At 67.5% G+C, this 14,774-nt stretch carries 15 protein-coding genes; 8 read left to right on the top strand and 7 right to left on the bottom strand.

Going from position 1 to position 14,774, the window contains the following annotated elements:
- The first annotated feature begins 14 nt into the window (after positions 1-14).
- Positions 15-449, top strand: a complete 435-nt coding sequence (locus tag AC0CH8_RS13900) for a DUF2501 domain-containing protein (RefSeq protein WP_465240417.1) — start codon at positions 15-17, stop codon at positions 447-449.
- A 36-nt stretch (positions 450-485) separates the two neighbouring features.
- Here AC0CH8_RS13900 and AC0CH8_RS13895 read toward each other — a convergent pair whose 3' ends face one another.
- Entirely contained in the window at positions 486-1,913 is a 1,428-nt protein-coding gene (locus tag AC0CH8_RS13895; RefSeq protein WP_465240416.1) for a porin, read from the bottom strand.
- 469 nt (positions 1,914-2,382) lie between these two features.
- A complete protein-coding gene (locus AC0CH8_RS13890; protein ID WP_465240415.1) occupies positions 2,383-2,895 on the bottom strand; it encodes a hypothetical protein in 513 nt (170 codons plus the stop codon).
- Between the two features lie 112 nt (positions 2,896-3,007).
- Between AC0CH8_RS13890 and AC0CH8_RS13885 the strand changes: the two genes are divergently transcribed.
- Together AC0CH8_RS13885 and AC0CH8_RS13880 are read left to right on the top strand one after the other, a co-directional pair.
- Positions 3,008-3,379 (top strand): PRC-barrel domain-containing protein, encoded by a 372-nt coding sequence (locus AC0CH8_RS13885; protein ID WP_055843864.1) that lies wholly within the window; start codon positions 3,008-3,010, stop codon positions 3,377-3,379.
- A gap of 8 nt (positions 3,380-3,387) precedes the next feature.
- Positions 3,388-3,894 carry a hypothetical protein gene (locus AC0CH8_RS13880; protein WP_465240414.1) on the top strand — a complete coding sequence of 169 codons (507 nt, stop codon included), beginning with the start codon at positions 3,388-3,390 and terminating at the stop codon, positions 3,892-3,894.
- A 3-nt stretch (positions 3,895-3,897) separates the two neighbouring features.
- On the opposite strand, the gene uvrB is transcribed toward AC0CH8_RS13880, so the two are convergent.
- Complete coding sequence (uvrB, locus tag AC0CH8_RS13875; protein WP_465240413.1) at positions 3,898-6,096, bottom strand: excinuclease ABC subunit UvrB; 2,199 nt, start codon at positions 6,094-6,096, stop codon at positions 3,898-3,900.
- Positions 6,097-6,217: 121 nt separating this feature from the next.
- Here uvrB and AC0CH8_RS13870 point away from each other — a divergent pair, with 121 nt between their 5' ends.
- Positions 6,218-7,045: a ferredoxin--NADP reductase gene (locus AC0CH8_RS13870; RefSeq protein ID WP_465240412.1), complete on the top strand. Its 828-nt coding sequence runs from the start codon at positions 6,218-6,220 to the stop codon at positions 7,043-7,045.
- A gap of 56 nt (positions 7,046-7,101) precedes the next feature.
- Here the strand turns inward: AC0CH8_RS13870 and AC0CH8_RS13865 are convergent, their stop codons facing one another.
- The gene (locus AC0CH8_RS13865) at positions 7,102-7,920 is read right to left on the bottom strand and encodes an arylamine N-acetyltransferase family protein (protein ID WP_465240411.1); all 819 of its coding nucleotides are present in this window, start codon (positions 7,918-7,920) and stop codon (positions 7,102-7,104) included.
- Between the two features lie 82 nt (positions 7,921-8,002).
- Here AC0CH8_RS13865 and AC0CH8_RS13860 point away from each other — a divergent pair, with 82 nt between their 5' ends.
- Positions 8,003-9,337: an amidohydrolase gene (locus AC0CH8_RS13860; RefSeq protein WP_465240410.1), complete on the top strand. Its 1,335-nt coding sequence runs from the start codon at positions 8,003-8,005 to the stop codon at positions 9,335-9,337.
- Positions 9,334-9,720 carry a VOC family protein gene (locus tag AC0CH8_RS13855; protein ID WP_204198591.1) on the top strand — a complete coding sequence of 129 codons (387 nt, stop codon included), beginning with the start codon at positions 9,334-9,336 and terminating at the stop codon, positions 9,718-9,720. The genes AC0CH8_RS13860 and AC0CH8_RS13855 overlap by 4 nt, the downstream gene beginning before the upstream one ends.
- A gap of 76 nt (positions 9,721-9,796) precedes the next feature.
- Here AC0CH8_RS13855 and AC0CH8_RS13850 read toward each other — a convergent pair whose 3' ends face one another.
- A complete protein-coding gene (locus AC0CH8_RS13850) occupies positions 9,797-11,044 on the bottom strand; it encodes an MBL fold metallo-hydrolase (protein WP_465240409.1) in 1,248 nt (415 codons plus the stop codon).
- A 146-nt stretch (positions 11,045-11,190) separates the two neighbouring features.
- On the opposite strand from AC0CH8_RS13850, the gene AC0CH8_RS13845 reads away from it, so the two are divergent.
- Positions 11,191-12,780 carry an amidase gene (locus tag AC0CH8_RS13845; protein ID WP_465240408.1) on the top strand — a complete coding sequence of 530 codons (1,590 nt, stop codon included), beginning with the start codon at positions 11,191-11,193 and terminating at the stop codon, positions 12,778-12,780.
- On the opposite strand, the gene AC0CH8_RS13840 is transcribed toward AC0CH8_RS13845, so the two are convergent.
- Entirely contained in the window at positions 12,720-13,160 is a 441-nt protein-coding gene (locus AC0CH8_RS13840) for a DUF4345 domain-containing protein (protein ID WP_465240407.1), read from the bottom strand. The genes AC0CH8_RS13845 and AC0CH8_RS13840 overlap by 61 nt on opposite strands.
- Entirely contained in the window at positions 13,157-13,609 is a 453-nt protein-coding gene (locus AC0CH8_RS13835; RefSeq protein ID WP_465240406.1) for a DUF2721 domain-containing protein, read from the bottom strand. The genes AC0CH8_RS13840 and AC0CH8_RS13835 overlap by 4 nt, the downstream gene beginning before the upstream one ends.
- A 63-nt stretch (positions 13,610-13,672) precedes the next feature.
- Between AC0CH8_RS13835 and AC0CH8_RS13830 the strand changes: the two genes are divergently transcribed.
- Positions 13,673-14,725 carry a GNAT family N-acetyltransferase gene (locus AC0CH8_RS13830; protein ID WP_465240405.1) on the top strand — a complete coding sequence of 351 codons (1,053 nt, stop codon included), beginning with the start codon at positions 13,673-13,675 and terminating at the stop codon, positions 14,723-14,725.
- The last annotated feature ends 49 nt before the right edge of the window (positions 14,726-14,774 follow it).

The following is a 14,774-nucleotide window of genomic DNA, read 5'->3' as shown; positions in this document are numbered from 1 at the left end:
TCGGAGTATGCGCCATGAAGTCGATCGCCGCCCTCGCCCTGCTACTGTCGAGTCCCGCCGCGTTCGCGCAGAGCGGGGGGCAGATGGGCGCGTCCTCTGCTCCTGCGGCGCGGCAGGGGGGCGGGTTGCTGGGGCAGATGGGCGGATTGCTGGGCAACAGCGGCCTGCCGGCGATCGGCTCGGTCGGGGCGGGCAACGCCGCCGGGCTGTTGGGCTATTGCGTCAAGAACAGGCTGCTGGGTGCGACCGGATCGTCGACGGGCGCGGCGGGGGTGCTGGGACGACTGACGGGCAAGCGCGCGATCACCTCCTCCCCCGAATACAAGGCGGGGCAGGCGGGTGAGGTGCAGGTGCCGAACGGCGAAGCACTGTCGCTGGACTCGCTGCGTGGTCAGGTGAAGAATCAGGTGTGCAAGGTGGTGCTGAACAGGGCGCGGTCGTTCCTGTGACGGGGCACTTGCGACGCCCGCGCGCCGGTTCGGGGGTCAATAATTGAACTGAAGCTGCGTGCGGATCAGGCTGCCTTCGGCGCGGCCGATGCGCCGCTCGTCGGCCTCCTGCCGGTGCATGCGCGAATAGGCGAGGGTCAGTTCGAGCGGCGCGATCGGCTGGAACTCGATCCCCAGCTCCAGCTCGTTCGTCGCCAATCGCGGCGCGTTGATCGCCGCCTTCCACCCACCGCGATACCGCTGCCACCGCGCATAGGGCATGAACGTCCCCAGCGGGGAGTGACCGACGCGCCACATCGTCTGAATGTAGCCACCATCGAGCGGCCGGGTGGTGATCGCGCCGAGGCGCGTGTCGAATTCCGGACCCCGACCCCAGTTCCACTCCGCCTGGATGCCGAACGGCTGCGGATAGAGCATCGCGTGCAGGCCGACGCGCTCGTCCCGGAACGCCGTCGGACTGGTGCCGCCGGTGCGGATTTCGGGCTGGACCCGGTTACGGAGCAGCGCGCCGCCGAACTCCACCACCTGTCCATTCGCCAGTTCCACCGGCCACGTCGCCATCGCGACGGTCATCAGGTCGTTGTTGACCTCGACGCGGTTGATGCCCTGCCCGTTGAAGACGCCGACGCCGAACGCGCCGTAATTGCCGAACAGCTTCTGCCCGGCGTCCGCCAACCGATCCCAGATGCGCTGCACCGAAGGTGGTGTGTAATAGGCGACGACGCCGAGTTCGCGCTCGCTGGGGACCGCGCTGTTGATCCCGTCGCTGCGGTCGAGCGTCAGCCGGTTCGACGAGGATTGCAGGTTTTCCCACCCGAACGGCACCTTGGACTGGCCGAAGCGCAAGCGGAGGCGATGCTCCTTGTCGGGAAACCAGTCGGCATAGGCGTCGCGGATCTGGCCGAACCCCTCCCGTGGTTCGCCGACGGACTGGCCACCGACGCGGGTGGCGAAATCGGGCTGGATATAGATCGAGACGTCGTCGCTGACCCGTCCTTCGAGGACGATGCGCAATCGCCGGAACGTAAAATTGCCGGCCTCCGTCACACCGCCGTCATGAACCGAGCGTAGTCGCGATCCCGAGGGTATATCGAGGTCGCCGCCCGAGATCGTCTCGTTCAGACGCATCTGCGTGTAGCCGCGCAGGCGCAGCCGGTCGTACCACGCCTTGCGCTGGGGCGGTGCGACGGCGACCTGGGCGGGCCCGGTCATCATCGGGCGGGGCGGTGGTATCTCGGCGACCTGCGGCGGCGCGGGCGTGGTTGCCGGTGGCGTCGCGAGCGCGGTTGCAGGGGTCCGTTGCTGCGCCTCCTGCTGGAGCTGACGGACCATCGTCTTCAGCTCGTCGATCTGGCGTTGCAGTTCCTGCACCGACTGCGCGGCGGCGGGAGGTGCGAAGCAGAGGACGAGCGTGATCGCCGTCACGCCGGGCGCGATGCGATAGTGCCTGACGCCCCGTGTCATCGTCGCTTACCCCAGCGACGGCGGCTCGCAAACCGAGGTGCCGTCGAAAGGGCGGCGTTATGACTCGTTGGGCGATGCCGCAAGTGCTGGCGGACGCGCGCGCCCTGAATCGGCGCAGCCATAGCCTAGATATGAAAAGAGGTTGCCGAGCGCCTCCCGGCGACTCGACAACCCCTAAACATGGTCAGCGGCCGGAGAGCTCCAGCCCGGGAAACCATGATGCTTCTGACATCCTCGTCGTGCCGTTGATTGGGGGAGGATACCCCCCGACACGATTCAAACGGATATTAGAAGCGAGTCCCCCGAACGAACTGAACCGACCCCACTGCTGAACCATGAGACATCGGATCACCTCCTTTCGCTTGTTGATAGCCACGTGACCGGACCCGATCACAACCGGAATGTGCGGTGTCCGGGCCACGGATACAAGAGGTTTTTCGGGTATTCGTCCGCTCATGCGACGGACCGTTCAGCGGCAGTCCTGAACGACGCGGCCGACCTCCGCATAGGGGGGGATCACCAGCGTCGGCGCGCCCGGCTGCTCGACCACTACTCGCCCGCGGCTGAACGCCATCGCATCCAGTAATGGGTCGGTGGCGGCGAACGCGGCCGCAACATAGGGCGGCGTGCCTCCCGTCGGTTGGACGGCGATCGCGCGGGTCGCGCTGCTGGTGCGGATCGTCAGCGCTGTCGTCGCCGCCCCGCTGCGCGACAGATAGATTTGTCGGGCCGTCGTGTCGCACCGCAGGGTCAGGCTGGCGTCGCTGCCGGTCCGGCCGAACAGCGCGAGGCTGCCGCGGGCGTCGCGGCGATAGCTCCAGGTGCCGGGCGTGACCGGCCAGTCCTGCCAATCCCCTGATAACGCGACGGGTTTCGGCGGCGGAGGCAGCGCGACCGGCGCGGCGGGGGCGGGCGCGCGCTGCACCGGCGGGGCGACACAGCCGGCGACGGCCAGCACGAGAAGCAGGGGGGATGCACGCATCGCCTTCGTCTACGGGGGGCGGCGGCGATGCTCAACCCGCGTGAGGCCCGGTTCGGCGATGGAACCGGCAGGGCGCGCCACAGGTTCGACCGGCGACCATCAGGAGTAACCCATGTCGACCGAGCAGGCCCCCACCCAGTTGCTGATCCAGTCCAATGTCGCGCACACGCTGAAGGTGGAAAGCCGCGACGGTGACGCGGTGGGGCAGGTCTATTCGTTCATGGTCCACAAGGGATCGGGCCGCACCACCCATGCGGTACTGTCGCTCGGCGGGTTCCTGGGGATGGGCAAGAGCTTCTATCCGGTGCCGTTCGGCCTGCTCCAGTTCGATCCCGTCCGCGACCTGTACGTCATCACCGTCGATCGCCGCCTGCTGGAGGGTGGGCCGAGCTGGTCCAACAATGCACCCGTGTTCGACCAGGCCTATGCCGACCGGGTCGCCAGCTATTATGGCGTGTCGGGCGAAGACCTGAACGCGGGCTAAGCCAGCCTGTGACCCTACTGCGCGTCGCCGGCATCAAGTCGGGGGAGGGCGGGACGGTCGCGATCGACGATTATGTGCGGTTCGCGTTCGAAAGCCCCGCTGGTACCGGGGGTACGGGCACGATCGTGGTCGTCGATGAGCCCGGCGGGATGGCGGAGATCGGGATCGATTGCGCGACCGGGCGATTGCGGGGCGCGACGCTCGTGACTTTCGCCCGGCAGGTTTTGGACGTGCCCGACGACCTGGTGATGTCGCTGCCGGTCGACGAAGGGCTTCCCGTCCTGTCAGCCGATATGTTCGCCGGGGATGCGAACGGGCTATTGCCGCGGATCGTCGTTCCGGGTCCGATCGACCTGCTCCGCGGCGCAAAGTTCGGGATCGTCAGGATCGGCACAGCCCAGCCCGACCGGGTGATCCGGTCGGGCGACGCGGTGTTCCTGATCGCCGGCGACGCATTGTGGGGCTTCGGCGCGGATCGCCTCTCGGCTGACGCCCGCGCGCGGATGACGGGGTAGAGGCTACCGTCCGCCGCGCCGACCGCCCATCCGCATCTTCGATTCCTTGCCGTAGCGGGTCTTGCGGGTGCCGGGCTTGCCCTCGTTGCTGCGGCCCATGACGGGCGCTTTCTGTTCGTGGCTGGGCAAGCCGAGTTCGTCGTTCTCCAATGCGCGAATCTCGTCGCGGAGACGACCCGCGGTTTCGAACTCCAGATCCGCGGCGGCCTTGCGCATCTGCTTTTCGAGATCCTCGATATAGGCGCGAAGGTTGTGGCCGACCATGTGCGGACGGTCCTCGTCGATCGGGATGGTGACCTGATCGCCTTGCGACACGTGCGAAATGATGTCGCCGATGTTGCGGCGGATCGTCGTCGGCGTGATGCCGTGGATGATGTTGTATTCCTCCTGCTTCTCGCGGCGGCGACCGGTTTCGTTCATCGCCCGCTCCATCGAGCCGGTGATGCGGTCGGCGTAGAGGATGACGCGGCCGTCGACGTTGCGCGCGGCGCGGCCGATCGTCTGGATCAGCGAGGTTTCGGAGCGCAGAAAGCCCTCCTTGTCGGCATCGAGGATCGCGACCAGCCCGCATTCGGGGATGTCGAGCCCCTCGCGCAGCAGGTTGATGCCGATCAGCACGTCATAGACGCCCAGCCGCAGGTCGCGGATCAGCTCGATACGCTCCAGCGTCTCCACGTCGCTGTGCATGTAGCGGACCTTGATGCCCGCCTCGTGCATGAACTCGGTCAAATCCTCGGCCATCCGCTTGGTCAGGGTGGTGACGAGCGTGCGGTAGCCGGCCTCCGCCGTCTTGCGGCATTCGACGATCAGATCCTGCACCTGCTCCTCGACCGGCTTGATCTCGATCGGCGGGTCGATCAGTCCGGTCGGGCGGATGACCTGCTCGGCGAAGACGCCGCCGGTCTGCTCCATCTCCCACGGACCGGGCGTTGCGGAGACGCACACCGTCTGCGGGCGCATCGCGTCCCATTCGTTGAAGCGCAGCGGACGGTTGTCGATCGCGGACGGAAGGCGGAAGCCATATTCCGCCAGCGTGATCTTGCGACGGTGATCGCCCCGCGACATGCCGTTGATCTGACCGATCGTCTGGTGCGACTCGTCGACGAACAGCAGCGCGTTTTCGGGCAGATATTCGAAGAGCGTCGGCGGTGGCTCGCCGGGGAGGCGGCCGGTCAGGAAGCGGCTGTAATTCTCGATGCCGTTGCAGCTGCCGGTCGCGGCGATCATCTCCAGATCGAAATGCGTCCGCTGTTCGAGCCGTTGGTGCTCGATCAGCTTCCCCTCCGCCTCCAGCTCCTTCAATCGCTCCGACAGCTCGTGCTTGATGGCCTCGGCCGCCTGCTTCATCGTCGGGCCCGGCGTGACATAGTGGCTGTTGGCGTAGACGCGCACGCTGTTGAGCGAGGCCGATTTCTTGCCGGTCAGCGGATCGAACTCGACGATCTCCTCGATGTCGTCGCCGAAGAAGCTGATCCGCCACGCGCTATCCTCATAGTGCGAGGGAAAGAGTTCGAGCGTGTCGCCCTTGACGCGGAAATTGCCGCGCTGGAACGCCGCGTCGTTGCGCTTGTACTGGAGCGCGACGAGCTTGCGGACGATCTCGCGCTGGTCGACGGTCTGACCCTTTTTCAGGTCGAAGATCATCGCCGAATAGGTTTCGACCGAGCCGATGCCGTACAGACAGGATACGGAGGCGACGATGATGACGTCGTCCCGCTCCAGCAGCGACCGCGTCGCCGAGTGACGCATGCGGTCAATCGCCTCGTTGATCGACGATTCCTTCTCGATGTAGGTGTCGGAGCGTGGGACGTACGCCTCGGGCTGGTAATAGTCGTAATAGCTGACGAAATATTCGACCGCGTTGTTCGGGAAGAACGACTTGAACTCGCCGTACAACTGCGCCGCGAGGATCTTGTTCGGGGCGAGGATCAGGGCGGGGCGCTGCAAGGCCTCGATCACCTTGGCCATCGTGAAGGTCTTGCCCGAACCCGTGACGCCTAGCAGCACCTGATCCTTCTCCCCCGTCAGCGCGGTATCCACGAGCTCGCGGATCGCGGTCGGCTGGTCGCCGGAGGGGGTATATTCGCTGACCAGTTCGAACCGTTTGCCGCCCTCCACCTTTTCCGGGCGGGCGGGGCGGTGGGGTACGAAGTTCTTGTCGGTTTCCGGTTCGGACAGGTTCGTGCGGATCTGGATGGCCATGCGGGCGAATATGGGGAACGGGAGCGGAACAGGCAACGTGGGGCGTGCCCAAGATGCGCTATGGTTGCAATGCAGCGGACCCGCCCATATTGCGCATTGTTCGCAAAACATCGGAAGCTTGATGACCGACACTGTCACTGCCGTGGAGCGCGCGCCCGCGCTGATCCCGGAGAACGCCGCGTTCCTGACGTCGAAGGTGCTGTGGGTGCGCCACTGGAACGAGCATCTGTTCTCGTTCGCGATCGAGCGGCCGGACAGCTTCCGCTTCCGGTCGGGCGAGTTCGTGATGATCGGCCTGCCGGGCGAAAAGAAGCCGCTGATGCGCGCCTATTCGATCTGCTCGCAGCATTATGCGGAGGAGCTGGAGTTCCTGTCGATCAAGGTGCCGGACGGCCCCCTGACATCGCGCTTGCAGCTGATCGAGCCGGGCGACGAGCTGTACCTGGGCAAAAAGCCGGTCGGCACGCTGGTGACCGACGCGCTGCTGGGCGGGAAGCGCCTGTTCATGTTCGCGACCGGCACCGGTCTTGCGCCGTTCCTGAGCCTCGCGCGCGATCCCGACGTGTACGGGATGTTCGACGAGGTGGTGATCGTGCATTCGGTGCGGCGCGTGTCGGACCTTGCCTATCATGACGAGCTGGCGGCGCGGTTGACGGACGATCCTTTGGTCGCGGACGAGGCGGCGACGCAGTTCCACTATGTGCCGACCGTGACGCGCGAGCTGTTCCACACGTCGAAGCGCATCGGCGGCCTGATCGAGGACGGCAGCCTGTTCGCCGAGCGGTTGCAGGGTCCGCAGCATTTGGACCCGGAGAACGACCGCGTGATGCTGTGCGGATCGACGGAGATGATCCACCAGACGGCCAAGATGCTCGACGAACTGGGCTTCGTGGAGGGTTCGAACTCGCAGCCGGGGACGTATGTGATCGAGCGGGCGTTCGTCGGGTAATCGAGGGCCGTCACCCCAGCGAACGCCGGGGTGACGGCTCTATCGGCTGTTGCGCGTCAGTCGAACAGCCCCAGCGCGGCTACCTCCTCCTTCGTCAGGGCGATGCCGAACATCAGGCCGAGGCGCATGCGGTAGACGCGCGGGTCGTCGATGACGTCGGCGGTTTCGTTGTCGCCGGCGCGGCGGCGATAGGCGCGGTCGGTCAGGCCGGCGAAACCGTGCGGCAGGACGATGCTGGCGATCGCGTGCGTCGTGAAACGCGTGCCCGGCGCGGTCGAGGTCCAGTGGTTGCTGAGCGCGAGGTCGGCCTGCTCCACGGTCGCCAGCGTGAAGCTGTACTGCCGCTGCCACCCGGCACCGCCGCCGCGCCCGTCGGTCGTCGCGGCGGGGCCGTCGCGCAGCAGCAACCAGCCGTCGCTTTCGGTCACCAGCAAGAAGCGGGCACCGTCGGGCGCGACCGCCTCTGCGCCGTCGACCAGCGGCATCGGCGGCGCATAGCTGCCGCCGAACCCCGCGTCGGCGATCCAGTGCTGACCCTCGATCGTCACGAGGCTGAACGTGTGGGTCAGTGGTGGTGGTGTGGTCATGCCGAGCCACACGCGGGCGAGCAGTGGGCGCACGGTGAATCCAAGCGCCGACAGTGCGTCGCCGAACAGCCGGTCCTGTTCGAAGCAATAGCCGCCGCGACGGGCGGTCACGAGCTTGTCGAACACCGCCGCGCTATCGATCGCGATGCCGCGTCCGAGCGCGGCGTCGAGGTTTTCGAAGGGGACGGCGAGGCGATGCGCCAGTTGCAGGCGGGCGAGCCCGGCGGCGTCCAGTGTGGGGCGGGCCGGCATGTCGATGCGGGCGAGATAGGCGTCGAGGTCGAACATGGGATCAGGCTTTAACCGCGGCGGGCCCTCTGGCGCCAGCCGCAAGCGCGGCTATGCTGTCCTTCGATCAGGGGGATAGACCATGCGTTACATCGTCGCGGTTGCCGGGCTGTTCGCCGCGGCCAGTCCGGCCGTCGCCCAGACGCCCGACTGGGCCGCGGCGGTGAAGGCGGATTACGACCGCGATCTGGGGCAGATGTGGGACTGGTTCCACCGCAATCCCGAACTGTCGATGAAGGAGGCGAAGACCGGTGCGCGCATGGCGGCGGCGCTGAAGGCCGTGCCGGGCGTCGTCGTGACCGAGAAGGTCGGCGGCACCGGCGTGGTCGGCGTGCTGAAGAACGGCGCAGGGCCGGTGGTGCTGGTCCGTGCCGACATGGACGGTCTGCCCGTGGAGGAGAAGTCCGGGCTGCCGAATGCCTCCACTGCGCGGCAGGTCGGGATCGACGGGGTCGAGGCGCCGGTGATGCACGCCTGCGGCCACGACACGCACATCACGGCGCTGGTCGCGACCGCGCGGCGGCTGGCGGCGCTGAAGGATCACTGGCGCGGGACGGTGGTGTTCGTTGTCCAGCCGGGCGAGGAGCGGGTCGCCGGCGCCAAGGCGATGCTGGCGGACGGGCTCTATACGCGCTTCCCGAAGCCGGCATACGCACTGGCGTTCCACGTCGATTCCGAACGCGCGACGGGCACCGTGTCGGCGTCGGAGGGCATCCAGTATTCGTCGTCGGATTCGGTCGACATCACCGTGCCCGGCGTCGGCGCGCACGGGGCCAGCCCGCATATGGGCAAGGACCCCGTATACATGGCGTCGCAGTTGGTCATCGCGCTGCAAGGTGTCATCAGCCGCGAGCGCCAGCCGCTCGATCCCGGCGTCATCACGGTCGGATCGTTTCACGCGGGCCTGAAGCACAACATCATCTCCGATGTCGCGAAGTTGCAGGTGACGGTGCGCGCCAACGACGAGGCGACGCGCGCGAAGCTGATCGACGGAATCCGGCAGGTCGCGCGCGGGGTCGGCGTGATGAACGGCATGCCGGAGGACAAGATGCCGGTCGTGAGCGTGACCGAGGGTACGCCGACGACGATCAACGACGCCGCGCTCGCCCGGCGGCTGAACGCGACGATGGCGCGCACGCTGGGCGCGGACAAGGTCGCCGTCTTTCGGCAGAAGGGGATGGGTGCGGAGGACTTCGCCTATTTCGTGCAGCCGGATCTGGGCGTGAAGGGCTATTACTTTTCGGTCGGTGGTACGCCGCAGGCGGCGATCGACGCCGCGCGCAATGGCGGTCCGCCGGTACCGTCGCATCATTCGCCGCTGTTCAAGATCGCGCCGGAGCCGGCGATCGTCACCGGGGCGGTGGCGATGACGGCGGCGGTGCTCGACCTGTTGCCCGTGGGAGGACCCGTTTCGTGATCGGATATGTGACGCTCGGCACCAACGACCAGCCTCGGGCGCTGGATTTCTATGACGGCTTGATCGGCGAGCTCGGCGGGCGGCGGCTGTCCACCTTACCCGATGCGCGCGGCTTCACGCTGTACGGGACGAAGCGGGGCGAGCCGATGCTGGCGATCACGCGGCCCTATGACGGCGGGCCGGCGAACCCCGGCAACGGCACGATGGTCGCGCTCGGCATGGCAAGCCGGGCGCAGGTCGATGTGGTATATGCCCGGGCGCTGGAACTGGGCGCGACCGAGGACGGTGCGCCGGGGTCGCGCGGGCCGGACACGATGGATTTCTACGGCGCGTATGTTCGCGACCCGGATGGCAACAAGCTGTGTTTCTACCGGATGGGGTGAGGCTCACCAGCCTCGTGGCAACTGGACCCCGGCCTTCGCCGGGGAGGTGTGGCAATCGACGGCCCAGCCACGCAATCTACTGGAGTGCCGTGACCGCCGGCGTGTTCAGGCATGCGGTCAATCCTGCCGTCCCACGCTCGTGGAAGGGGGCGTAGGGGGCTACGTCCACCGGGCGGCCGATCCGGGCCATGTCGAAGCCGCGTTGGCCGCGGCAGGCCATGACCGCCTTCAGCAAGGCGGGCGGCGTGCGGAACTGTTCGTAGGACAGGCGGAAGGTGCCCCAGTGGATCGGGATCGCGGTCGCCGCGCCGAGGCGGGCGCGGACTTCGGCGGCCTGGATCGGCCCGATATGGCTGCCGCTTTCCATCTGGCCGGGGACGAAGCGGAAGGCGCCGATCGGGATCAGCGCTAGCCGGATCGGGCCGAGCGCCGCCGCCTCCTCCGGCCAGCGGCCATCGCCGAAGCCGGTGTCGCCCGCGAAGAACAGGTTGCCGCCCGGCAGGCGCACCACGAAGCTGGACCAGAGTGCCCGATTGCGATCGGTGAACCAGCGGCTGCCCCAATGGTGGTTGCGCGTGACCGCGACGCGGATCGTGTCGTTCCAATAGCGTGCGGGAGCGATCCGGGGCCGGCCCTTCACCGTGACCGACTGCCGCCAGTCCGCCGCAACCGCGGGGATGCCGCGCGAGCGCAGGATGGCGTCGTTGCCGAGGCTGGTGACGATCATGGGTCGATCGCGCCGCCACACCTTTTCCAGCGTCGCGAGATCGAGATGGTCGTAATGATTGTGGCTGACCAGCACGAGGTCGATCCGCGGCAGGTCGGCAAGCGCGATGCCGGGCCGGGCAACGCGTTGCGGCCCGAAGCCGAGCGGCCCGGCCTTTTCCGCCCACACCGGATCGGTGAGAATGTTGAAGCCTGGTATCTGCACCAGCACCGACGCATGCCCGATCCAGGTCACCCGCATCGGCGTCCGCGCGACCTCTGCCGGCGATGCGGCCTTTAGCTGACCTCCGTTCAAGAGGGACGGCAGCAGTTCGGCTGGGCGGGTCGTCCGGACGGGGACGGTCGTCGGCCATGCCGGTCGCCCGTCGCTACCCGTCAGATAGCGCCAGAAGAACGACGCGCGGCCACCCCCGCCGAGCGGACGAATCGTGTCGTCGTCGCCATCGGGATTGGCGAACCGCTCGCCGTCGAAATGGCCGCTCTCCGGCCCCTGATAGTAGACGCGGTCGAGATAGGCGGGGATGATCGTCGCGGCGAGGCACACTCCGACCACGAGGAGTAACAGGAGTTTGCCGAAGGTCTTTGCGGTGGCGGGCAAGTGTGATCCTGACGTGCGGGTGACGGTTTAACGAAGGTTAGCCTGCGCAAGTTCACATTGCCGGACGATTTCGGCCGCCGAAATGGTTGCACTGCAACGAAGCGGCTGCTTTTGTCCGGCCGCACAGGGTGATCCCGGGGGAAAAGATGAAGCGTTCGTCGATCGTTGCCGCGTTGGCGCTCTGCCTCGCCCCGGTTCCCGTCGCGGCCCGGTTCGTGCCGGTCGAGGAACAGTCGATTGCCGATCTTCAGGCGATGCTGAAGGCGGGCAAGGCGTCGAGCGTCGATCTGGTGAAGGCGTACCTGGAACGCATCGCCAAGCTGGACCGCAAGGGCCCGACGCTGCGATCGGTGATCGCGATCAATCCCGATGCGCTGGAACAGGCGAAGGCGCTGGATGCGGAGCGCAAGGCCGGGCGGCTGCGCGGACCGCTGCACGGCGTGCCGATCCTCATCAAGGACAATATCGAAACCGCGGACGCGATGGCGACGACGGCGGGAAGTCTCGCGCTGAAGGACAATATGACGCGCCGCGACGCGCCGGTGGTGGCCGAACTGCGCAAGGCGGGCGCGGTGATTTTGGGCAAGACCAACCTGAGCGAATGGGCGAACATCCGCTCGACCCGGTCGATGAGCGGGTGGAGCGCGATCGGCGGGCTGGTCCGCAATCCCTATGCGCTGGATCGTACCGCGTGCGGATCGTCGTCCGGATCGGCCGCGGCGGTTGCGGCAAGTCTGGCGGCGGCGGCGGTGGGGACCGAGACCGACGGATCGGTCGTGTGTCCGTCGGCCATCAACGGACTGGTCGGGCTGAAGCCGTCGATCGGGCTGGTCAGCCGCACGCACGTCGTCCCGATCAGCCATTCGCAGGATACGCCGGGGCCGATGGCGAAGACCGTGCGCGATGTCGCGACGATGCTGTCGGCGATGGTCGCCGCCGATCCGGCGGATGCCGCGACGGCGGGAGCGAAGACGACGGACTATGCCGCGGGTCTGTCGACCAGCGCCCTGTCTGGCCTGCGCATAGGGGTGGTGCGCCCGGAGATGCCCGCCGACCTTGCGCGCGCCTACCAGAAGGCGCTCGACACGCTGAAGGCGGCGGGCGCGATCCTGGTCGAGGTGAAGCAGCCGAAGCTGGACGGGCTGGGCGAGGCGGAGTTGCTGGTGCTCCAGACCGAGTTGAAGGCCGATCTCGACACCTATCTGGCGACGACGCCGCCGGCGGTGACGACACGCACGCTGGATCAGGTCATCGCGTTCAACGCCGCCAATCGTACGACAGAGATGCCGTTCTTCGAGCAGGAGACGTTCGAGGCGGCGGCGAAGACGAAAGGGCTGACCGATCCCGCTTACAAGGCGGCGCGCGCCAAGTCGCTGCGACTGGCGGGAGCGGAGGGCATAGACGCGATGCTGGCGGACGCGCGGGCGACGCTGCTGGTCGAGCCCACCTATGCGGCGGCGTGGCTGTCGGACCCGGTTTACGGCGACCAATATGGCGGGCCGTCGTCGTCGGAAATGCCGGCGGTGGCGGGCTATCCGAACCTGACGGTGCCGATGGGGCTCGTCCGCGGCCTGCCGGTGGGGCTGTCGTTCATCGCGCACAAATATGGCGAGGCGACGGTGCTGGGCGCGGGATATGCGTATGAACAACTGACGAAGGCGCGGGTCGCGCCCCGTTACCTGCCGAGTGCGGACGTGGGGGCCGGGCTGGACGGGGCGGTGACACTGGCCAAATAACGGCGCGCGAAGCCCGCCTGCCACAGCATCAGCAGCGGCACGACGATCGTCTCCATCCCGAGTCCGAGGACGTGGCCGGTCGAGGGCACCCCAACCGCGATCAGCGACACGCCGCGCGCCAGCCCACCGACGACGATCAGGCCGCCGAGCAGGCGAAAGCGCGCCCCCTTCGTTTCGACGGCGGGCACGCAGGACAGGAAGCCGAGCCCGGTCGCGAAGAAGATGCCGGAAATGTAGCGGAAATGGCTGTCGAGATCGCGTGGAGCGTCGGTCAGGTGGCCGAACGGCGCGGGGCCGTGAACGATGCCCTGTCCGCCGACGACCAGCGGCAGCAGGCAGGCGATCAGGATCACCGCCTGTAGTGCGCGCTTCTCGATCATTTCAGCAATTCCTGGCGGACGTGGATCGCGCGCAGCGACACGCGGACCTCGATCATGAAGCTGACCAGCGCGGCCACCAGCAGGATCATCGCGAGGATGAACGACAGCGCGACGATCGTCGCCAGATGCAGCTTCGCCAGCGTCGCGATGAACAGGCAGGCAATGACGATGCAGGTCATGATCGCGCTCGACACGGCGAGGAACAGCGCGTGGTTGATGATCGAGATGCGGCGATCGAGCAGGCGCAGTTCCCAAACGTGCCGGTCATGCTCCGGTCCGCTGGAGCGGGGGTGAAGCACCTCCAGCGCGCGGGTGCGGTCGACGACGCGGCTGAGGCGACCGGCAAGGACGTTCAGAAGCTGACCGATACCGGCGAGGAGGAACACCGGTGCCAGCGACAGGGCGATCGTCTGGGCGACGGTCGTCACGCCGGGCAGGGTCGGGATCATGCGCAATGCCTTTTTGGCTTGATGGCGGGGCTTGGTAAGGACTTCCTGTCTAGGGAGTGCGCGATGAACGGTCCATCCTCCGCAATCTGGCACGACGGGCTGCCCGAGGCGATCGATGCCGTCGCCGAGCATGCACCAGCCTCGCGCCGGTTCCTGCGCCGCGCCTGGTATGCCGCCGCGGCGCGGGGCCGGGCGCGGACGCTGGTGGTGGACGGCGGGCTTGCGCTGCCGGTCGTGCCGCGTGGCGCGCGCGTGTTCGGGCTGGTCGAGGTGCCGGGGTGTTACTGGCCGTTGCGCAGTTTCCCGCTGATCGATGCGGCCGCGATTCGAGTGGCGCTGCCGATGCTGGCGCAAGGCGCGCGGGCGATCCGGATCGGGCCGGTGCCGGACGGCGACCCCGCCGTCGCGCCGCTGGTCGCAGCGGCGCAAGCGGCGGGCTGGGCGGTGCTGGACCGTTTCGTGGCGCACAGTTGGGTGCTCGACATCGCAGCGTTACGCACGGCGGGGGGATGGCCGCGCACGTCGACGCTGAAGAAGAACCGCTTTCACGAAAAGCATCTGGCGGAGCATGGCGCGCTGGAATGGCGCTTCCTCGGCACCCACGACTGGCCGGCGGCATTCGACATGCTGGGCGAGATCGAGCGGAAGAGCTGGATCGCAGCGCGGACCGATGGCCGCGACGCCAAGTTCACGCATGACGGGCATCTGGCGCTGTGGCGGGGGGCGGCGCGCGACCCGGTGCTGGCGGCGATGATGCGCGCGGCGCTGCTGACGGTCGACGGACGGCCGGCGGCATTCTCGTTCGACATGGCGGTCGGAGCGACCTGCTATGCGATCGCCAACAGTTACGATCCCGCTTTCGCGAAGCACTCCCCGGGCAAGCTGCTGTACTGGCGCAACCTGTCGGCGATGCTGGCGCGCGAGGTCGCGACGGTCGACTGGGGCGCGGGGGACAGCGGGTACAAGCAGGTCATCGGTGCGGTGCAAGGTCCGGCGATGCGCGACTGGCTGCTGGTGCGGCCGGGCGTGTCGGCGGCGGTGGCACGGCGGCTGGTGGGTATATGGACCGGCAGCGGCCAGCACGATCCTGCGCACGCTCCGTCGCAACCCACTTAAGTGGCTGGCAACCAAAAACTAAGGACCTTTGGCTAGGCGCAGTATAACG

This window comes from Sphingomonas sp. AC435, from assembly GCF_979253005.1.
This window is presented reverse-complemented; position numbering and strand designations above follow the sequence as displayed.